The sequence below is a fragment of the Brevundimonas lutea genome (assembly GCF_003704105.1).
Lineage (GTDB): Bacteria > Pseudomonadota > Alphaproteobacteria > Caulobacterales > Caulobacteraceae > Brevundimonas > Brevundimonas lutea.
On sequence record NZ_QUOQ01000008.1, the window covers coordinates 37,754 to 56,354 of the forward strand.

Annotated in this window: 22 protein-coding genes; 15 read left to right on the forward strand and 7 right to left on the reverse strand. The window is 69.1% G+C overall.

The features are described from left to right. The first annotated feature begins 119 nt into the window (after positions 1 to 119). The gene (locus EES48_RS13680; RefSeq protein ID WP_162998178.1) at positions 120 to 1,397 is read left to right on the forward strand and encodes a lysozyme; all 1,278 of its coding nucleotides are present in this window, start codon (positions 120 to 122) and stop codon (positions 1,395 to 1,397) included. 40 nt (positions 1,398 to 1,437) lie between these two features. Next, complete coding sequence (locus tag EES48_RS13685) at positions 1,438 to 2,601, forward strand: isovaleryl-CoA dehydrogenase (RefSeq protein ID WP_122468380.1); 1,164 nt, start codon at positions 1,438 to 1,440, stop codon at positions 2,599 to 2,601. A gap of 54 nt (positions 2,602 to 2,655) precedes the next feature. Here the strand turns inward: EES48_RS13685 and EES48_RS13690 are convergent, their stop codons facing one another. Next, on the reverse strand, positions 2,656 to 3,489 hold the full coding sequence (locus EES48_RS13690) for a hypothetical protein (RefSeq protein WP_122468382.1): 834 nt from the start codon (positions 3,487 to 3,489) through the stop codon (positions 2,656 to 2,658). A 122-nt stretch (positions 3,490 to 3,611) separates the two neighbouring features. On the opposite strand from EES48_RS13690, the gene EES48_RS14940 reads away from it, so the two are divergent. Next, positions 3,612 to 3,773: a hypothetical protein gene (locus tag EES48_RS14940; RefSeq protein ID WP_205679480.1), complete on the forward strand. Its 162-nt coding sequence runs from the start codon at positions 3,612 to 3,614 to the stop codon at positions 3,771 to 3,773. On the opposite strand, the gene EES48_RS13695 is transcribed toward EES48_RS14940, so the two are convergent. From EES48_RS13695 to EES48_RS14945, 3 genes are all read right to left on the reverse strand, one after another. Further along, complete coding sequence (locus tag EES48_RS13695; RefSeq protein ID WP_240623377.1) at positions 3,770 to 4,336, reverse strand: sigma-70 family RNA polymerase sigma factor; 567 nt, start codon at positions 4,334 to 4,336, stop codon at positions 3,770 to 3,772. The genes EES48_RS14940 and EES48_RS13695 overlap by 4 nt on opposite strands. A gap of 164 nt (positions 4,337 to 4,500) precedes the next feature. Beyond that, on the reverse strand, positions 4,501 to 4,728 hold the full coding sequence (locus EES48_RS13700) for a con-10 family general stress protein (protein WP_122468384.1): 228 nt from the start codon (positions 4,726 to 4,728) through the stop codon (positions 4,501 to 4,503). A 98-nt stretch (positions 4,729 to 4,826) separates the two neighbouring features. Then, a complete protein-coding gene (locus tag EES48_RS14945; RefSeq protein WP_162998180.1) occupies positions 4,827 to 4,997 on the reverse strand; it encodes a hypothetical protein in 171 nt (56 codons plus the stop codon). Positions 4,998 to 5,138: 141 nt separating this feature from the next. On the opposite strand from EES48_RS14945, the gene EES48_RS13705 reads away from it, so the two are divergent. From EES48_RS13705 to EES48_RS13720, 4 genes are read left to right on the forward strand one after another with little or no spacing between them, the layout of a single operon-like run. Continuing rightward, positions 5,139 to 5,483: an ElaB/YgaM/YqjD family protein gene (locus EES48_RS13705; RefSeq protein WP_122468386.1), complete on the forward strand. Its 345-nt coding sequence runs from the start codon at positions 5,139 to 5,141 to the stop codon at positions 5,481 to 5,483. Further along, entirely contained in the window at positions 5,480 to 5,929 is a 450-nt protein-coding gene (locus EES48_RS13710) for a hypothetical protein (RefSeq protein ID WP_122468389.1), read from the forward strand. Before EES48_RS13705 ends, EES48_RS13710 begins: the two co-directional genes overlap by 4 nt. A gap of 9 nt (positions 5,930 to 5,938) precedes the next feature. Beyond that, positions 5,939 to 6,673 carry an RluA family pseudouridine synthase gene (locus tag EES48_RS13715; protein WP_122468394.1) on the forward strand — a complete coding sequence of 245 codons (735 nt, stop codon included), beginning with the start codon at positions 5,939 to 5,941 and terminating at the stop codon, positions 6,671 to 6,673. Positions 6,674 to 6,728: 55 nt separating this feature from the next. Then, a complete protein-coding gene (locus tag EES48_RS13720; RefSeq protein WP_122468397.1) occupies positions 6,729 to 7,229 on the forward strand; it encodes a CC0125/CC1285 family lipoprotein in 501 nt (166 codons plus the stop codon). Here the strand turns inward: EES48_RS13720 and EES48_RS13725 are convergent. Then, positions 7,226 to 7,666 (reverse strand): DUF2214 family protein, encoded by a 441-nt coding sequence (locus EES48_RS13725; RefSeq protein ID WP_122468401.1) that lies wholly within the window; start codon positions 7,664 to 7,666, stop codon positions 7,226 to 7,228. The two genes, EES48_RS13720 and EES48_RS13725, sit on opposite strands and share 4 nt — an antisense overlap. A 47-nt stretch (positions 7,667 to 7,713) precedes the next feature. On the opposite strand from EES48_RS13725, the gene crcB reads away from it, so the two are divergent. Together crcB and EES48_RS13735 are read left to right on the forward strand one after the other, a co-directional pair. Continuing rightward, positions 7,714 to 8,088 carry a fluoride efflux transporter CrcB gene (crcB, locus tag EES48_RS13730; protein WP_122468405.1) on the forward strand — a complete coding sequence of 125 codons (375 nt, stop codon included), beginning with the start codon at positions 7,714 to 7,716 and terminating at the stop codon, positions 8,086 to 8,088. Beyond that, the gene (locus EES48_RS13735; RefSeq protein ID WP_122468410.1) at positions 8,085 to 9,077 is read left to right on the forward strand and encodes an RluA family pseudouridine synthase; all 993 of its coding nucleotides are present in this window, start codon (positions 8,085 to 8,087) and stop codon (positions 9,075 to 9,077) included. Before crcB ends, EES48_RS13735 begins: the two co-directional genes overlap by 4 nt. A gap of 227 nt (positions 9,078 to 9,304) precedes the next feature. On the opposite strand, the gene EES48_RS13740 is transcribed toward EES48_RS13735, so the two are convergent. Then, a complete protein-coding gene (locus EES48_RS13740) occupies positions 9,305 to 10,846 on the reverse strand; it encodes an MFS transporter (RefSeq protein WP_240623378.1) in 1,542 nt (513 codons plus the stop codon). 121 nt (positions 10,847 to 10,967) lie between these two features. On the opposite strand from EES48_RS13740, the gene EES48_RS13745 reads away from it, so the two are divergent. Together EES48_RS13745 and EES48_RS13750 are read left to right on the forward strand one after the other, a co-directional pair. Then, positions 10,968 to 12,236 carry a cation:proton antiporter gene (locus EES48_RS13745; protein ID WP_122468416.1) on the forward strand — a complete coding sequence of 423 codons (1,269 nt, stop codon included), beginning with the start codon at positions 10,968 to 10,970 and terminating at the stop codon, positions 12,234 to 12,236. A 9-nt stretch (positions 12,237 to 12,245) separates the two neighbouring features. Further along, positions 12,246 to 13,004, forward strand: coding sequence for an ATP12 family chaperone protein (locus tag EES48_RS13750; protein ID WP_240623379.1), 759 nt, complete (start codon positions 12,246 to 12,248; stop codon positions 13,002 to 13,004). Here EES48_RS13750 and EES48_RS13755 read toward each other — a convergent pair. Beyond that, positions 13,001 to 13,564 carry a DUF2061 domain-containing protein gene (locus tag EES48_RS13755; RefSeq protein ID WP_122468423.1) on the reverse strand — a complete coding sequence of 188 codons (564 nt, stop codon included), beginning with the start codon at positions 13,562 to 13,564 and terminating at the stop codon, positions 13,001 to 13,003. The genes EES48_RS13750 and EES48_RS13755 overlap by 4 nt on opposite strands. 140 nt (positions 13,565 to 13,704) lie before the next feature. Here EES48_RS13755 and guaB point away from each other — a divergent pair, with 140 nt between their 5' ends. The 4 genes from guaB to guaA are packed head-to-tail and all read left to right on the forward strand — an operon-like array spanning position 13,705 to position 18,549. Further along, complete coding sequence (gene guaB / locus EES48_RS13760; RefSeq protein ID WP_122468427.1) at positions 13,705 to 15,162, forward strand: IMP dehydrogenase; 1,458 nt, start codon at positions 13,705 to 13,707, stop codon at positions 15,160 to 15,162. A gap of 15 nt (positions 15,163 to 15,177) precedes the next feature. After that, a complete protein-coding gene (locus EES48_RS13765) occupies positions 15,178 to 15,576 on the forward strand; it encodes an MAPEG family protein (RefSeq protein WP_240623380.1) in 399 nt (132 codons plus the stop codon). Positions 15,577 to 15,586: 10 nt separating this feature from the next. Continuing rightward, positions 15,587 to 16,999, forward strand: coding sequence for an RsmB/NOP family class I SAM-dependent RNA methyltransferase (locus EES48_RS13770; protein ID WP_122468430.1), 1,413 nt, complete (start codon positions 15,587 to 15,589; stop codon positions 16,997 to 16,999). Then, complete coding sequence (gene guaA, locus EES48_RS13775) at positions 16,996 to 18,549, forward strand: glutamine-hydrolyzing GMP synthase (protein ID WP_122468433.1); 1,554 nt, start codon at positions 16,996 to 16,998, stop codon at positions 18,547 to 18,549. The genes EES48_RS13770 and guaA overlap by 4 nt, the downstream gene beginning before the upstream one ends. The last annotated feature ends 52 nt before the right edge of the window (positions 18,550 to 18,601 follow it).

Consider the following 18,601-nt stretch of genomic DNA (forward strand, 5'->3'; position numbering starts at 1 on the left):
GACGCGAACCTGCGCCCCATTCCCGACATCGGCGTATAGTGAACGAGGAGTTACGGCCCGGGCCTTGCTGCGCTTCGGTCAGGCGGGCCGGCCGCCGTGTCGTTATGGGTCAAGGGTCAGTGACGGAACGCAAGAAGGTCTCCCGTGAGGGGATCGCCCTGATCAAGAGCCTGGAGGGCCTGCGCACCACGGCGCAGAAGGCCGGCGACGGCCGTTGGGTGATCGGTTATGGCCACACCGCCTCGGCCCGCGAGGGCGCTCGGCTGACGGCGGACGAGGCCGAGTTGCTGTTGCAGTACGACCTCCTGCCCATCGTCGCCGCCCTGAACCAGACCGTCACCCGCGAGATCAATCAGCACCAGTTCGACGCCTTGGCCTCCTATGGGCTCAGCCTGGGGGCGGCCCGCCTGCGCGGTTCGCCGGTGATCCAGGCCATCAACGAGGGCCGGCTTCAGGCTGCCGCCGCCGCCATCGCCGAGGACGACCGCACGCCGGCCAGCGCGCCGGCCGCGCCCATGGCCCAGCGTCGACGGGGAGCCGAACGCGCCCTGTTCTTGACCGACCCCGCCCGCGCGGTGACCGTGGACGACTTGCTCGCCGCTCCGCTTCCGTTCGCCGATGCGGCCTCCATCGCGGCCGTCGAGCCAGAGCCGGTGGTGGTCGAGGAAGCCGAGACGCCGGAAGTCGCCGCCTTTCCGGCCGTCGAGACGTCTCTCATCGAAGCGCCGGACGAGGCGACGCTGGACGCCGCGCCGCAGGCCGACGTGGCGACCGAAGGCGGCGTGCTGCGCGACACCCGCGCCGACGCCGTGGCGGCGCTGCTGTCCGATACCCCCCTGGCGGCGGGCGCCGTGGCCGAAGCGTCAAGCAGCGACCGCCTGATCATGGCTGAGCCGGCCGCGGATGCGGTGTCGGCTCCTGTCGCCGAGGAGACCCTCGAGCAATTTCCAACCGGCGAGCAACGCCTCGCCGGGGCTGACCTTCCATCGACCGACATCGCGTCCGTGGCGGCCATGGACGCATCGGCCGTCGAAGCGTCGCGCGCTGGCCCCGGCAACAGCTTCGCCCGGCAGGCCGAGGACGATGTGCTGACCGGGTCGCGGCCCCGGCCGGGAATCGTGCGCCACGCGCCGGACACGGAAGACGCCGGGCCGCGCACGCGGGTGGTCGAGACCCTGGCGTTTCTGGGCCTGGGCGCGCTCGGCTTCATCACCTTCGGGGCGGCGCTGGGCGCCTTCCGTCTGGCCGCAGATCGCGAGCTGGACGGCGACCAGACCCGGCTGATCGCCTGGACCCTGACCCTGATCGCCGCCGCTTGCGTCGGCGTGGCCGCGCATCAGTTGCACAAGCGCTACGGCTCGGACGCGGTGCTACCTCCGCAAGACAAGGCGGACTAGGCGGTTCCGGGACGGGCGGGACGGTGCTAACTCCGCCGTCATGAGCATTCCCAACGCCCCCCAATCGATGGACTTCGGCCTCGGCGAGAACGCCGACATGATCCGCGAGACCACCGCCCGCTGGGCCGCCGACCGCCTGGCGCCGCGCGCCGCCGAGATCGACGAGAAGAACGAATTCGCCCGCGACCTCTGGCCCGAAATGGGCGAGCTAGGGCTGCACGGCATCACGGTCGAGGAGGAATTCGGCGGCCTGGGCCTGGGCTATCTGGAGCACGTCGTGGCGATGGAGGAGGTGTCGCGCGCCTCGGCCTCGATCGGCCTCAGCTACGGCGCCCACTCCAACCTGTGCGTCAACCAGATCCGCCGTTGGGGCACGGACGAGCAGAAGCGCAAGTATCTGCCGGGCCTGATCTCGGGGGAGCATGTCGGGTCGCTGGCCATGTCCGAGGCCGGGTCGGGCTCGGACGTCATGTCGATGAAGACCAGGGCAGAGAAGAAGGGCGACCGCTACGTCCTGAACGGCACGAAATTCTGGATCACCAACGCCCCCTCGGCCGAGACCCTGGTGGTCTATGCCCGCACCGGCGACGGCAACGGCGGGGTCACGGCCTTCCTGATCGAAAAGGGCATGAAGGGTTTCAGCGTCTCCAAGAAGCTGGACAAGATGGGCATGCGCGGCTCCGACACCGCCGAGCTCGTGTTCGAGGACTGCGAAGTCCCGGCCGAGAACATCATGGGCGGCGAGGGCAGGGGGGCGGCCGTGCTGATGTCCGGCCTCGATTATGAGCGCGCCGTGCTGTCGGCAGGACCCCTGGGGATCATGCAGGCGGCGCTGGACGTGGTGCTACCCTATGTCCGCGAGAGGAAGCAGTTCGGCAAGCCGATCGGATCGTTCCAGCTGATGCAGGCCAAGGTGGCCGACATGTACGTCGCCCTGAACAGCGCCCGGACCTATGTCTATGCCGTGGCCAAGGCCTGTGACGCCGGCCGGACCACCCGCTATGACGCCGCAGGAGCCATCCTGCTGGCCAGCGAGAACGCGGTGAAGGTTACGCTGGAAGCGGTTCAGGCCCTGGGCGGCGCGGGCTACACCAAGGAATGGCCGGTCGAACGCCTGGTCCGCGACGCCAAGCTGTACGACATCGGCGCCGGAACCAACGAGATCAGGCGGTTCCTGATCGGACGGGAGTTGCTGGGGGCCTGACGACAAAGGGGCCCGGCCGATGGCCGAGCCCCTCGCGAGATGACCGGATCCCGATCAGGTGCGGGACTTGTCGGCCTTGCTGTCGTGAATCTTCTCGCCGTCGCCGGTGCCGCCTTCGGAGACGTCGCCGACATAGGGGTTGGCGGCCTCGGTCTGGACGCCCTTGGGTCGGCTGGAGCGCCAGTTGTCGAAGTCTGACGAGAATTTCTGGCGACGCTCGGTGCGCCAGGTCGAATAGTCGTCGTCGAAGGATTTCAGCTGCTGCTCGCGCCAGTGGAGGTAGTCGGGCTCGAAGTCGTGGCGGCCCTGACCGCGCTCGCGGTCATTCCAGATGTCGGCGCCGGGCGCATAGCCCCGGTCGTCATAGTCGGACGAGGCGTAGCCCCGCTGATACCGGTCTTGCCCCTGGCCGCCCGACCGCCAGTCGGAGCGGCCCTGGCTGTATCGGGACGATCCGGAGCGGTCCTGCTCACCTTGGTCGTAACGGCCTCGGCCGCTGACCCCGTAGTCGCGGCCGAATTCGCCGGACTGCCAGCGCGGGCCGGGGTTGTGGGAGTGGTCCTCGCGATAGTCGTCGTAGTCGGACCGGGTGTAGCGGCTGTCGCTTGAGCCAGAGCGATAGCCACGGTCCTGATGCCACGGCCGTTCGTAGCGGGCGGTGTCGTAGCCTTGATCATGTCGCGATTGGTGGCCGGCGTCGTAGCCTTGGTCCTGGCTGACGTCGCGGGGCGTGGCGTCGTCGCCGAGGCGCTGCGCGTAGCGGTTGCGATCCTGGTCCTCGCCTTGCCAGCTGCGAGGCTCTGCTGAGCCATATTCCACGGGGCGGTCGGTTTCGTCGCGCCGGCGGCCGAAGTCGTCCTGGGCGCGGTGTCGGAAGGGATTTTGCATGGCGGTGCAGTCTCCTGTTGAGGATGCCGCGACTACCCACCGACCGCCCCGAATGTTCCCCAGCCAACACCGCTTTTCAAACGGCAAAGCTTCCCCTAGGTTGGGTTATGAGGGGGATCGCCGTGGATCAGACGCCGGACAAGCGCCGACGCCGAACGCAGATCGTGGATGATCGGCTGAGCGCCGCCTTCCGCGCCGTGGAAGCCCAGGCGTTACCGGAGGCTGTGCGCGACCTGATCAATCGGCCCGAGGCTCCGGACCGCCGACGGGATCGACGCAGCTAGCGCCAATCGGGGTGGTGGTCACCCCGGTCAATGTCCAGCAGTTCCGCCAGACGGTTGCGGGCGCGGTTGACGCGGCTCTTGATGGTGCCGAGGGCGCACCCGGCGATCTCGGCCGCCTCCTCGTAGGAGAGCCCCGCTGCACCAACCATGACGATGGCCTCGCGGTGCTCGGCGGGAAGCTGATCGAGGGCGTCCTGAAGCTCTTTGAGCTCCAGGGAAGGTAGTTGGGCCGCGGGCGAGGACAGGCCGGCTGCGTGGTGGCCGTCCTCGTCCGCGACCTCGCGGCGGCGTTTGCCGGCGGCGCTGTACCAACTGTTTCGCAGGATCGTGAACAGCCAGGCGCGCAGATTGCTGCCCGGCTGGAACTTGGCGCGGTGAGCCCAGGCCTTGGTCAGGGTTTCCTGCACCAGGTCGTCGGCGTCGGAAGCGTCGCGCGACAGGGAGTAGGCGAAGGCCCGCAATGACGGGGCGAGGGCGATGACGCCGCTGCGCCAGTCATCGACGTCGATCACGCCGGATCGACTGGCGGCCATGGCGTCGAAGGGAAGGGCGGAACTGAGCATGAGAAACCCGGCGAGGAGCGAGGTCCCTGCCGACCTCGCCCAAGCTGAACGCACCCCTTCCAAGGGCCGTTCCTATGCTCGCTAGGCGACATTCCCACGACGCTTCGGCCAAGGAAAAAGGGCCGCCCCCAGGGACGGCCCTTTCCCGAATTCCGAGATGTCGATCAGACCCGCGGCGACGGCGGCTCGCCGGGACGTCGCGACCCGTGGGACGCCTCTCCGCCCTTGCGGCCGGCTTGGGCGGCCAGGGACCGATCTTGGGAGAAACTGCGCTTTTCACTAGGGACGCTGGCGCCCCCCTTGCGAGCGATTTCGCGCTGTCGCTCGGGATCCATGGAAGCAAAACCGCGCTTGGAGGCGCCGTTTGGACGATGGGGCGTCGACTGGGCCATTCTACTGATTCCCTACAGGTTTGAGCGGGGCGGTGTTGTGGATTTGAACCCTATGTACGGGCGAAGGTTCCGCACGGCTTCGACCGCGACCACACGTCTCAGCTGGCCCCGTCGTGCGGTCGGGAATCGCCGGGATCGCCGCCGCCCGGCTCGGGCTGAGGCAGTTCCTCAGGCGTTTCAGCCGGCTGGATTTCCGGTTGGCCGGCGGGGCCGCCCGGCTCGATCTCGGGCTGAGGAACGCCGGCGGGCGTGGGCTCGATATAGGTCATGGACGCTCTCCTTGTGGTCTGGGGAGAACGCGCCGAGCGGCCCGATCGTTCGCGCCGATCTGTGACCCGCGTTCCTTCGGAACCGCGATGCGAACTCAGGGTTTCGACCTCGACCCCCACCGCCACCCGAGGAGCCGCGCCATGAGCAACATCGATCCCGCCGCTATCAGCCCCGAGGACATCGACGACCTGAACGGCTCCGGCGTCGCGCCGCGTGATCCGTCGACCTATCGCCGCCCTGGCGTGCGCGACAGCGTGCGCGAGGATATCCGTCATGGACGCGACTGGGCCCGCGAACGGGCAGGCCGCACCGAGGCGCACATCCGCGAGCACCCGCTGGAATCGACGCTGTGGGCGCTCGGCGCCGGCGTGATCCTGGGCATTCTGATCTCGCGCTCAAGACCGGCGTTTCACGACCCATTGCCACGCTCGGGCGATGAGGTCTTAAGCTTCCCTCCGTGCTCAGACCTGGGGAGGGAAGCATGACCACGACCAACGCGCCGATGACGGTGCGCACGCCTTGGCACCTATGGGTGGTGGGGATCATCGCCGTGCTGTGGAATGGCTTTGGCGGATACGACTTCACCATGAGCGTGACGCAGGGCGAGGCCTATTTCCGCTCGATGGGCATGACCGACGCCCAAATCGCCTATTACGACGCCATGCCGACCTGGATGTACGCGCCCTGGGTGCTGGGCGTGTGGGGCGCGGTGGCGGGCAGCATCCTGTTGCTGTTGCGCTCGCGTTACGCCTTCCACGCCTTCGCCCTGTCGATGGTCGGGCTGATCGTCAGCCTGATCTACGCCTTCGGTCTGTCGAACGGAGCGGAGGTGATGGGTTCGGCCATCTACATGCAGTTCGTCATCCTGGCCGGGGCGCTGTTCTTCCTCTGGTACTCGTGGATGATGATGAAGCGGGGCGTTCTGCGCTAAGCAGGGGGCGTGAGCCGCCAGCCGATCGCCCTGTCCGACGCCGAAGTCGCCGCCGTGAGGTCGTGGGTCGTCCATGAGGACGCCCACGTCCTGGCCCTGAACAAGCCCAGCGGCCTGTCCAGCCAGGGCGGGCGGATCAGGGCCCATACGCTCGACGACCTGCTGTGGGCCTTCGCGCGCTCGAATGGCAAACGGCCGGAGTTGGTGCATCGGCTTGATCGCGACACCTCCGGCGTCATCCTGGCCGCCAGGACCAAACCGGCGGCGGGCTTCCTGGGCAAGGCGCTACAGGGGCGCCGGGTCCGCAAGACCTATCTGGCCCTGATCGAGAGCGCCGCAGAGCCGCGTGACGGGCGGATCAACCAGCCGCTGCGTCGCGAGGAGATCGGGCGCGAGGCCTATTCGCGGGTGGTCGAACCGGGCGCGGAGGGGGCGCAAGCCTCCGAGAGCCTGTACCGAACCCTGGCGGCGTCGGAAGCTGGGGCGCTGGTCGAGCTGAGGCCGCTGACCGGGCGGATGCATCAGCTGAGGGTGCACATGGCGTCGATCGGTCGGCCCCTGGTGGGCGATGTGCGGTACGGCGGGGCGCTGACCCTGGCCGGGCGGGCGGCGCCCAGGCTGATGCTGCACGCCTGGCGAATCTCCGCGCCGCACCCGGAGGGCGGGGAGTTGACGGCGGAGGCGCCGGTTCCCGACGACATGCGCGCCCTGGCCGAGGCGGCGGGGCTCAGCCTGCCCGGCTGACGGAACCGGCATCGCCCACGCCCGCTTTCTCTCGCGTACACCGGGAGTTGCCGTCATGACGCGTTTCAGCCTTGTCCTCGCCGCCGCCTCGACTCTCGCGCTCGGCGCCTGCGCCAGCCTGGCGCCCTATGGGCCGCAGATGGGCGCGGGGGGGCAGGGCTATGCCGAGCAACGAATCGAGCGGGATCGCTGGCGGGTCAGCTATGACGGCGTCGGCGCCCCCGGGCCGGTGGCCGACTATGCCCTGCTGAGAGCCGCCGAACTGACCCTGGAGAACGGCTATGACTGGTTCGAGGTGACCCAGCGCTGGGTCGATGGTCGACCGGACAGCGCCGGGGGCGTCAGGCCCTCGGTCGGCATCGGGGCCAGCTCGGGCCGGTATGGCCGCTATTCCAGCTCAGGCGTGGGCGTCGGGGTCGGGCTGAACTTCTCCGGCCCGTCGCCGACCTCGACAAGTCTGGAAATCCTGACCGGCAATGGCCCGCGTCCGGACCGCCGCGAGGCCTATGACGCGCGCGGCGTGGTCGAGAGCCTCGGAGCCCGGCTGCGCTACTAGAACGGCCAGCGGGCCATGGCGGCGGCGAAGCCGACCAGCGGCAGGATCAGCAGGATCATGATCCCCAGGGCGTTGTGGACCCGCCGTCGTTCCGTGTCCGGCGGCTGAAAGGCGGCGTCCGCCTTTCGAGCCCGCGCCCAGCGCAGGAAGGCCAGGGTCGGGATGAGCGACAGCGCCCCGATCAGGGCGAAGGTCGCCAGCTTGGCCCAGAAGAAGGGGTTGTCCTGGTAGAGCAGCCAGCCCTTGCCGCCCCAGACCACCCGCGCGATGCCGACGCCCAGCACCAGCGCGGATGTCGCGCCAACGCCGGCGTCGAGGCCCGCAAGCCTTCGGACATCGACCGGGGTCGCCGACACCAGGGTGCGCTCGGCCACCATCATGGCCACCAGGCCGAACACCAGGGCGTGGTGGGCCACCGCCAGGATCAGATCGGTCATGCGCGCCTCCCTTCGCATCGCCGCGGCGACAGTATAAGCCGCTGCGCATGACCCGTCTTCTCCTTGTCGCCGCCGGCGGCGCCCTGGGCGCCATGGCTCGTTATGGCGTCGGTCGATGGCTGCCCGCGACCGGCTTTCCCTGGCCGACCCTGACTGTGAACGTTGTCGGTGGCCTGGCGATGGGTCTGCTCAGCGGCTGGCTGGCGTTCCGGGCCGGCGGCGGCAATGAGCAACTGCGGCTGTTCGCGGCCGTGGGCGTGCTGGGCGGCTTCACCACCTTCTCGGCCTTTTCGCTGGAGACCGCCCTGATGATCGAGCGGCGGCAGTTGGCCTTGGCGGGCGGCTATGCCCTGGCCTCGGTGGTGCTGTCGGTGGCGGCGCTGTTCCTGGGGCTGATGCTGGCGCGCAGGCTGTTCGCATGAGCCGCGAGATCAAGACCCTGTATGTGGCCGAGGCCGAGGACGGCATCCGCCTGGACCGCTGGTTCAAGCGGCGCTGGCCGCATGTGTCGCATATCCAGGTGCAGAAGCTGGCGCGGTCGGGCCAGATCCGGGTCGACGGCGGGCGGATCAAGCCCGAGGCGCGGTTGACCGCCGGGGCGGCCGTGCGCGTCCCGCCGCTGCCGGAGCCGGGTGAGCGGCCGGAGCGGACCAGTGAACTGAGCGACCGGGACATCGCCTACGCCAAGTCCCTGGTGCTGCACGAGGACGAGCTGGTCATCGCCCTGAACAAGCCCGCCGGCCTGGCCGTGCAGGGCGGCACCAAGACGACGAAACACGTCGACCGGCTGCTGTCGGCGTGGGGGGAGGGGATGGAACGGCCGCGACTGGTGCACCGGTTGGACCGCGACACTTCCGGCGTGCTGCTGCTGGGCAAGGGACCGGAGGCGGCCAAGCGGCTGGCGGGAAATTTCGCGCGGCGGCAGGCGAAGAAGACCTATTGGGCCATTGTGGCGGGCAATCCAAAGCCGACAGCAGGTCAGATCGACATGGCCCTGAAGAAGACCGGCATCAACGACTACGAGATGATGCGCCCGGCCGATCCCAAGGAGCACGGGGCCGAGCCGGCCGAGACCGCCTATGTCACCCTGTCGCGGGCGGCGCACCGGGCGGCCTGGATGGGCCTCCGCCCCTTTACCGGACGGACGCACCAGCTGAGAGCGCACATGAGCGCCCTCGGTCATCCCATTGTCGGGGATATGAAATACGGCAACGACGTCTCGCGGGAACTGTCGGGGCCGCTGGGACTGCAGCTGCACGCGCGTCGGATCGAGCTGGACCATCCCGGCGGCGGCAAGCTGATCGTCGAGGCGCCGCTGGGGACGTCGATCAGGGCCGGATTCGAGCATTTCGGTTTTGACGAGCACGAAGCCGATCCGGACCCCTTCGCCGGCGTTCGGCGGCAACGCTGAACCCGACAAAAAATGAGTCCAATGAGTCTAAGTCGCTGAAACCGCGTCGCTTCCGGCTGGACTCGGAGTCCAGGCCGTCCGTGTTGGCTGAGCGGTGGATGAGAAAGACCGGGCCTTGACCATAGCGGATCGGGCGAGGGTGTCGGCCAAATCGACCCCTCCAGATGGCCCTTGCCCGCCGCCCCGACGAAAATCCGGCGATGGGCGGCGCTGATGCGGGAACAGCGTCAGTCCTCCAGATCGCGCAGGTCGCGGCCGCGGGTCTCGCGCCCCTGCCACAGGATCAGGCCCAGCGCCCCCGCCATGGGAATGCCGATCAGCGCGGCGGCGACGCCGAACGGCGGGGTCAGGGCGAGGACGCTGAGCCCCTGGGCCAGCAGCCCGCCCAGCTTGGAGCAGCCGGCGATCCAACCGGTGGCCCGGCCCCGGATGCGCAGGGGATAGTTCTCGGCCGTGTAGGGCAGGATGATCGAGATCACACCGCTGGAGCCCACGATCAGCAGGGCCAGGGGCGCGATGGGGTCGGCCAGCCACGGCGCGCCGGCGCCGCGCAGCAGGAAGCCGATCAACCCCAGAGCGGTCAGCCCCAGCATCAACGCCAGCGACTTTTTAGTCGACCAGCGACTGTAGAGCCAGACCGACAGGATCACCGTGGGCGCGGCGATCAGGGTCGATTTTGCGATCAGAGCGCTGGCGGCTTCCACGCTGCGTCCCTCGGCCACCAGGGCGCCCGGCAGCCACAGCAGCAGGCCGAAGTTGACCAGACCCCAGCTGAGCGCCGCCAGGGTGAGGGCGAGCGTGATCCCCAAGTGGCGACGATCGACGGGCGGCAGGTGGGAATGGCTCTCGCGGGCGGCCGCGGCCTGGGTCTCGGCGTCCACCCGCACCACGGCGCCGAACCGGGCCAGCACCGCCTTGGCCTGATCGATCCGGCCGATGTGCTGGAGGAAGCGCGCCGATTCCGGCAGCAGCGGGCTGAGGGCGATCAGGATCAGGCCGGTCGGCAGGTTGAGGAACCACATGATCCGCCAGCCCCAGTCGGGCTGCAGCCAGGCGGCCAGCACGCTGGCGGCGAAATAGCCGCCGACCGCGCCGATGCCGCCCACCAAGACCAGGGCCCAGCCGCGATGTTTGGTCGGCATGATCTCGGCCAGCAGGGCATAGGCCACCGGCAGCATGCCGCCCGCCGCCGCGCCCATCAGGAAACACATGCCCACATTCCACCAGAAGTCCGGCATGGCCCCGCAGATGGAGGTGCCGATGAACATCACGCTGGACAGCAGGATGGTGGCGCGCCGGCCGTAGATGTCGGCCAGCCAGCCCCAGACGAACGACCCAACGACCGTGCCCGCCAGGGCCGCGAACGGCAGGACGGCGACCAGGGCGTCGCCGACGCCGTATTCGGCGCGCATGCCGGGAGTGACGAAACCCAGGCTGGCGGGCTTCATGATGTCGATGATCAGGGCCAGCGCCAGCAGGGCCATCATGCCCCAGTGGGCGCGGGTCAGGGCCGCGTCCTCGGGCGGAGCGATGGTCTCGACGGTTTGCTCGCCCTCGATGGCCGCGGGCAGCAGGCCGAATCCGGTCAGACCGATGCCGACCACGATGGCGGCCATGCCCCACAGCATACCGGCGTCCATGGCCATGCCGGCCAAGTGGAAGCCCATGTCGCGGCCCATCCAGTACATGGGCAGGTGCAGCACCACCCCCACCGTGACCACCCCGCAGCCGAGCCAGAAGGCCCAGGCGTTCCGACGCAACTGAAGCAAGTTCGTCTCCCCCGAGAAGTGTTCGCGCCTACACCGTTCGCACCGCCATCGATAGCTCTGGCGTTCCCCGGGGGGCATGCTAACGCGGAACTCGGGGGCCGGTCGGCCGTGGGGGACGGGCATGACGCCGGCCGAGTTGAGCGTGATCTTCTTTCTGCAGCTGGCGGTGATCCTGGCCGCCTGTCGCGCCGTGGGCTGGCTGGCCAAGCGGTTTCTGGGCCAGCCCCAGGTGGTGGGCGAGATGATCGCGGGGGTGATCCTGGGCCCGTCGCTTTTCGGCCTGATCGCGCCTGACATTCAGGCCACGCTGTTTCCGGAAGGGTCGCGGGGCGTGCTGTTCGTGCTCGCCCAACTGGGCGTCGGCCTCTACATGTTCATGGTCGGGCTAGGATTCCGCACCGAGCATTTCCGCCAGAACGCGCGTTCGGCGGCGGCGGTGTCGATCTCGGGCATGGCCGCGCCCTTTCTGGTGGCCGTCGCCATCACGCCCTGGCTGATGAGCCGCGACCTGTTCGGCGCGCAGGTGGGGCAGTTCCAGGCAACCCTGTTCATGGGCGCCTGCATCGCCATCACAGCCTTTCCGATGCTGGCGCGGATCATCCATGAGCGGGGCCTTGCCGGCGCGCCGATCGGGACGCTGTCGCTGTCGGCCGGGGCGGTGGATGACGCGGGAGCCTGGACCATCCTGGCCATTGTGCTGGCCATGTTGGGCGGCGGGCCGGAGCTGGCGATCAAGGCCATCGTGGGCGGCGGGCTGTTCGCCGTGTTCATGCTGACCCTGGGACCGCGTGTCCTGGCGCCGCTCGGGCGGTTGGCGGAGCGGCAGGGCGGGGTCAGGCAGACGACCCTGGCGGTGGTGCTGACCCTGTTCGCCCTGTCGGCCTTCGCCATGGACGCGGTGGGAATTCACGCGGTGTTCGGCGGCTTCCTGCTGGGCTGCGTCATGCCGCGGGGCGTGCTCTCGGAGGGCGTGCGGAAGCAGGTGGAGCCGGTGGTGGTGGTACTGCTGCTGCCGATGTTCTTCACCTTCTCGGGGCTGAACACCCAACTGACGACAGTGAACGACTTGGGGCTCTTGGCCATCGCCGGGGTGGTTCTGATCGGGTCGGTCGCGGCCAAGGGGCTGGCCTGCTGGGCGGCGGCGCGGCTGACGGGGCACGACAACGCCACCGCCATGGGGGTGGGCGCCCTGATGAACGCGCGCGGGCTGATGGAGTTGATCATCATCAACATCGGGCTGCAGCACGGGGTGATCGGGCCGGAGCTGTTCGCCATGCTGGTGCTGATGGCCATCATCACCACCCTGATGGCCTCGCCGCTGTTCGAATGGGTCTATGGCAGGAAGGCGCGCGAGCGCGGCGAACTGGCGGCGGCGCCGACGGACCTTTAGATGGGCGGCATGACCCAGACGCCTCCCGCCAAGCCACCTCGTCCCCGCTTTGTCGAACTGTCACCCGACCGGGTGCGGCGGGTATGGAACGAGGTCGGGACGGAGCGGGGCGAGGGCGGCTGGGCCGTGACGCTGGACGGACGGACGCCCAAGACCCCGGCCGGCGCACGGGTCGAGCTGCCGACCGAGGCGGTGGCGCGGATGGTGGCCGAGGAGTGGGCGGCGCAGGGCGAGTTCCTCGACCCGTCCACCATGCCGGCCCAGCGACTGGCGGCCACGGCCATCGACCGCATCGGCAAGGCCCGCGACGCCGTGGCCGAGGAGATCGCCGCCTACGCCGGGTCGGACGCGCTCTGCTACCTGGCCGAGACGCCCACCAGTCTGGTCGAGCGTCAGGCGCGGCATTGGGGCGCCTGGCGGGACTGGGCGGCGCGGGAACTGGGGGTGGCGCTGGAGCCCTGCGAGGGGATCATCCACCGGGCCCAATCGCCTGAGGCGATCGCGCGGGTTAGGGCGCTGGCGCTTGAGCTGGACGACTTCGGTCTTGCCGGGCTGGCCATGGCCGCGCCGCTGTTCGGCTCGGCGGTGTTGGGCCTGGCGTTGCAGCGGGGCGCGGCGTCGGGGAGCGATCTGTTCGGGGTCTCAAGGCTCGACGAGGCGTTTCAGGAGGAGCGCTGGGGCGTCGATGAAGAAGCCGCCGAACGCACCGAGGCGCGCCGGGCCGAGGCCGAGATGCTGGACCGCTGGTTCAGGGCTCTGGAGCCCTAGGCCGTGGCCACCTTGTCGGCGGCGCGGGCGGCCTTCCTCGCTTCGATGCGGTTCCAGACGCGGTCGTGGACGGTGAAGAACACGGTCTGAACCAGGGGCTCGATGATGCCGATGGCCAGAGCGATGCGGATATCGCCGGTCAGGGCGAAGGCCACGCTGACAGCGACCACGAAGTGCATGACGCAGTAGGTGACGGTCTTGAGCGCCACCTGACGCAGGTCGCGGGGGAATTCGCGGGGCAGGGCGTGGCTGTGACCGGCGTGGCCGTGGCTGCGTTGCTGCTCGGCCAAGTCCATCGCCGACAGGCGGGCGGTGAAGGCCTCGGCCGCCTCCTCGACGTTCGACAGCATCCGCCGTCGTTCGATGCGGTGCCAGACGCGGTCGTGGATGGAATAGGCCAGGGTCTGGACGATCGGCTCGGCGATGCCGACGGCCAGGGCGAGGCGCCAGTCGCGGGTCAGGGCATAAGCCACCAGGATCGCCACAATCAGGTGCATCACGCCATAGCTGGCGATCTTCAGCGCGAGGCTGCGAAAAGACTGCACCAGGGCCCGGACCATCGCCAACGACAATGGGGGCGGGGCGGCAAGGTTGCAACGCCGAAGAGCCAATGTCGCCGATCGTGGCGGAACGGCATCTCCGCCCCTTGTGCCCGGGGTCGGGGGCGGCTTATACGCGGCCCGCAAAACGGAGACTCCCGATGGAGATACGCGAAGGGCTCACCTTCGACGATGTTTTGCTCGAACCCGGCGCGTCCGAGATCATGCCTGCGGATGCGGACGTCTCGACCCGGCTGACGCGCGACATCAAACTGAACATCCCGCTGCTGTCGTCCGCCATGGACACGGTGACCGAGGGCCGGCTGGCCATCGCCATGGCCCAGGCGGGCGGGCTGGGCGTCATCCATCGCAATCTGACGGCCGAGGAACAGGCCGATCAGGTGCGCATGGTCAAGCGCTATGAGAGCGGCATGGTCATCAATCCGGTGACCGTGAACCCGGACACGACCCTGGGTGAAGTCCGGCAAATCGTGGCGGCGCGCAAGATTTCAGGCTTTCCCGTGGTGGACCCCAGGACGGGCCGACTGCTGGGCATGCTGACCAACCGGGACATGCGGTTCGAGAGCGACCTGAACACCAAGGCCGCCGAACTGATGACCACCGGCGAGCTGGTCACGGTGCGCGAGGGGGCGGGTCGTGAGGAGGCGCGCGAGTTGCTGCGCACCCGCAAGATCGAACGGGTCATCGTGGTCGACGCCGATCAGCGCGCGGTCGGCCTGATCACCATGAAGGATATCGAAAAGGCCCAGGCCTTCCCCAACGCGGCCAAGGACGAGGAGGGGCGGCTGCGGGTCGGCGCCGCCTCGACGGTGGGAGACGCGGGATACGAGCGGTCGATGATGCTGGCGGAGGCCGGGGTCGATGTGGTGGTGATCGACACCGCGCACGGCCACTCGGCCTCGGTGGCGCGGGCGGTCGAGCGGGTGAAGCGCGAGTCCAACCGGGTCCAGGTGATCGCTGGCAATGTCGCCACCTATGACGCCACGCGCGCCCTGCTGGACGCCGGGGCCGATGCGGTGAAGGTGGGGATCGGGCCGGGCTCGATCTGCACCACGCGGATCGTGGCGGGCGTGGGCGTGCCACAGCTGACGGCGGTGATGGAATCCGCCCGCGCGGCCCGCGAGAGCGGCGCGCCGGTGATCGCCGACGGCGGCATCAAATATTCCGGCGATCTGGCCAAGGCGATCGCCGCGGGGGCCTCGGTCGCCATGATGGGCTCGATGTTCGCGGGCACCGACGAGAGCCCCGGCGAGGTCTTTCTGTACCAGGGGCGGAGTTACAAGAGCTATCGCGGCATGGGCTCGGTGGGCGCCATGGCCCGGGGCTCTGCCGACCGATACTTCCAGAAGGAGGTGTCGTCCGAGAAGCTGGTGCCCGAGGGGATCGAGGGGCAGACGCCCTACAAGGGGCCGATCGCGCCGGTGCTGCATCAGATGGTCGGGGGTCTGCGCGCCGCCATGGGCTATGTCGGGGCGGCCACGATCGACGAGATGCAGGCCAAGGCCCGGTTCGTGCGGATCACCGGCGCGGGCCTGCGTGAGAGCCACGTGCACGACGTGATGATCACCCGTGAGGCGCCGAACTATCGGCAGGGCTAGGGCTGGGAGGCCGCCATGGACATGACGCCGGAATTCATTTTGCTGGCGGCGACGCTGGTGCTGGCGCTGGTGCAGATCCTGGCGGCCGGGGCGGCGCGGACGGCCGAGCTGGGCGCCAGGTGGAACGCCGGGCCGCGTGACGGGACACCGCCGCCGCCGGGCAAGCTGGCCGGGCGGTTGATGCGGGCCCAGGCCAATCTGTTCGAGACCCTGCCGCTGTTCATCGCGGCCGTGCTGATGGCCCATGTGGCGGGCAAGGATGGGACGCTGACCCTGCTGGGCGCGCAGCTCTACTTCTTCGGCCGGCTGGCCTATGTGCCGCTCTACGCGTTCGGCGTGCCCTATGTCCGCTCGGCGGCCTGGGGCGTGGCGACGCTGGGGCTGGTGCTGATCATCGCCGCCCTGTTCGTCTGATCGGAGCCCCGTGACCCCTTCCGCCCGCCTCGCCGCCGCCGCTTCGGTTCTCGACAGCATCGCCCAGGGCCGACAGCCGGCCGAGGCTGTGCTCAAGGCCTGGGGCCAAGCCAATCGCTACGCCGGGTCCAAGGATCGCCGGGCCGTGGCCGACCGGGTCTACAAGGTCCTGCGCGCGCGCGGACGGCTGTCGTGGGCCATGGGCGGGCGCGAGGATGGGCGGGCGCTGGTGATCGGCTCGCTGAGCCTGATCGACGGCCTGAGCCTGGACGAGATCGAGGCGCTGCATTCCGGAGAAGGCTATGGGCCGCGTCCGCTGTCGAAACAGGAGCGATCGCGCCTGACGGCGGGGGAGGGTGAACTGCCGGGCTGGGTCGCGGCCGGCCTGCCGGAATTCGTGGTGGAGGACTTCAAGGCGACCTTCGGCGAGCGCTGGACCGAGGAGGCCCGGGGGCTGATGCAGCCGCGCGCGCCGATCGACTTGCGGGTGAACACCGCCCGGACCACGATCGAGGCGGTGGAGGCGGAACTGCGCGAGGCGGGATTGGAGGCCACGCGCACGCCTTGGTCGGCGGTGGGCCTGCGGCTGGCGTCGGAACCGCCGCCGAATATCCAGGCGCTGGACGCCTTCAAGGACGGCCGGATCGAGATTCAGGACGAAGGCAGCCAGATTGTCTGCGCCCTGGCCGGCGCCGCACCGGGCATGACGGTGGTGGACTATTGCGCCGGCGGCGGGGGCAAGACGATCGGGCTGGGCCAGATGATGGCTCCTCCTCTCCCGCTGGGCAAGGGTGGCAGACCGGCAGACCGGACGGATGAGGGGCCGCGCAAATGGTCGCCCGTTGATGGCGGCACCTCATCGTCAGAGGCCGGCGCGACCCCTCATCCGACCCGCTCTGCGGGCCACCTTCTCCCACAAAGGGAGACGGGTCGTCTGATCGCGTCGGACGTCGTCAACAAGCGGCTGGAGAATATCCGGCCCCGGCTGGAGCGGGCGGGGATCGAGGCCGAGCTGCGGCTGATCGGGCAGAACGGCGGGGGGATGGAGGACCTGAACGGCGCGGCCGATCTGGTCTTCGTCGACGCGCCCTGTTCGGGCTCCGGCACCTGGCGCCGCCGCCCCGAGGACGCCTGGCGGCTGACGGCCGAGGAGGTGGAGCGGCTGCACGCGCTCCAGGTTCGTATCCTGGGACAGGCGGCGCGGCTGGTGAAGCCGGGCGGCCGGCTGGTCTATGTCACCTGTTCCATGCTGAGCCGCGAGAACGAGGCCTCGGCCGACGCCTTTGAGGCGAATCATCCAGACTTTTCGCTGGTCGCCACAACCCCGCCCTTCGCTGAAGCACCCGCTGTTCGCCTTCGGATGTCGCCCGCCACGACCGGGACCGACGGCTTCTTCTTCGCCCTCTACGAGCGCACCGCATGACCGACCACCAGAAAGTCCTGATCGTCGATTTTGGCAGCCAGGTGACGCAGCTGATCGCGCGCCGCCTGCGCGAGGCGGGCGTCTATTGCGAGATTCACCCGTTCCAGAAGGCGGGCGAGGCGCTGAAGGCGATGGCGCCCCAGGCGATCATCCTGTCGGGTGGGCCATCATCGACGACCGAGGCGGACAGCCCGCGCGTTGATCACGCCGTGTTCGAGGCGGGCGTGCCGATCCTGGGCATCTGTTATGGCGAACAGCTGATCTGCGCCGAGCTGGGCGGGCGGGTCGAGAGTGGCCATCACCGCGAGTTTGGGCGCGCCGAGATCGTCATCGCCAAGGACAGCCCGCTGTTCGCCGGCATCGGCGCCGTCGATCACCGCGAGCCGGTGTGGATGAGCCACGGCGACCGGGTCACCGCCATCCCGCCGGGCTTCGAGGTCATCGCGACCAGCGAAGGCGCCCCCTTCGCCGCCATCGCCGATGAGTCGCGGCGCATCTATGGCGTCCAGTTCCACCCGGAGGTGATGCACACGCCGCGCGGGGCCGCCCTGCTCAAGAACTTCACCCACGGCATCGCGGGCCTCACCGGCGACTGGACCATGGCCGCCTATCGCGACGAGCAGATCGCCAAGATCCGCGCCCAGGTCGGCTCGGCCAAGGTGATCTGCGGCCTGTCGGGCGGCGTCGATTCCTCGGTCGCGGCGGTGCTGATCCACGAGGCCATCGGCGATCAGCTGACCTGCGTGTTTGTCGACACCGGCCTGCTGCGCAAGGACGAGGCGACCCAGGTCACGACGCTGTTCCGCGAGCACTACAACATCCCCCTGATCCATGTGGATGCCTCGGCCGAGTTCCTGGGCCAGCTGGCCGGGGTTTCGGACCCCGAAACCAAGCGCAAGACCATCGGCCGGGTGTTCATCGAGGTGTTCGACCGCGAGGCCGGCAAGATCGAGGGGGCCGAGTTCCTGGCCCAGGGCACGCTGTATCCCGACGTGATCGAGAGCGTCTCGGCCTCAGGCGGACCTTCGGCGGTGATCAAGAGCCACCATAATGTCGGCGGTCTGCCAGACTTCATGAAGCTGAAGCTGGTCGAGCCCCTGCGCGAACTGTTCAAGGACGAAGTGCGGGCGCTGGGCCGCGAGCTGGGCCTGACCGACGCCTTCGTGGGACGCCATCCGTTCCCCGGACCGGGCCTGGCCATCCGCATCCCCGGCGAGATCACGCCGGACGCCGTGGCCACGCTCCAGGATGCCGACGCCATCTATCTGGACGAGATCCGCAAGGCTGGCCTCTACGACGACATCTGGCAGGCCTTCGCCGTGCTGCTGCCAGTCAAGACCGTTGGCGTCATGGGCGACGCCCGCACCTATGAGAAGGTCCTGGCCCTGCGCGCGGTGACCTCGACCGACGGCATGACGGCGGACTTCTATCAGTTCCCCTGGGACGTGCTGGCCCGCACGGCGACGCGAATCATCAACGAAGTCCGGGGTGTGAACCGGGTCGTCTACGACGTGACCTCCAAACCGCCCGGCACGATCGAGTGGGAATGAACAATTTGTCATGCGGGCCGAAGGGGTTTGACCTCCCCGGCGGCCAGGGGGA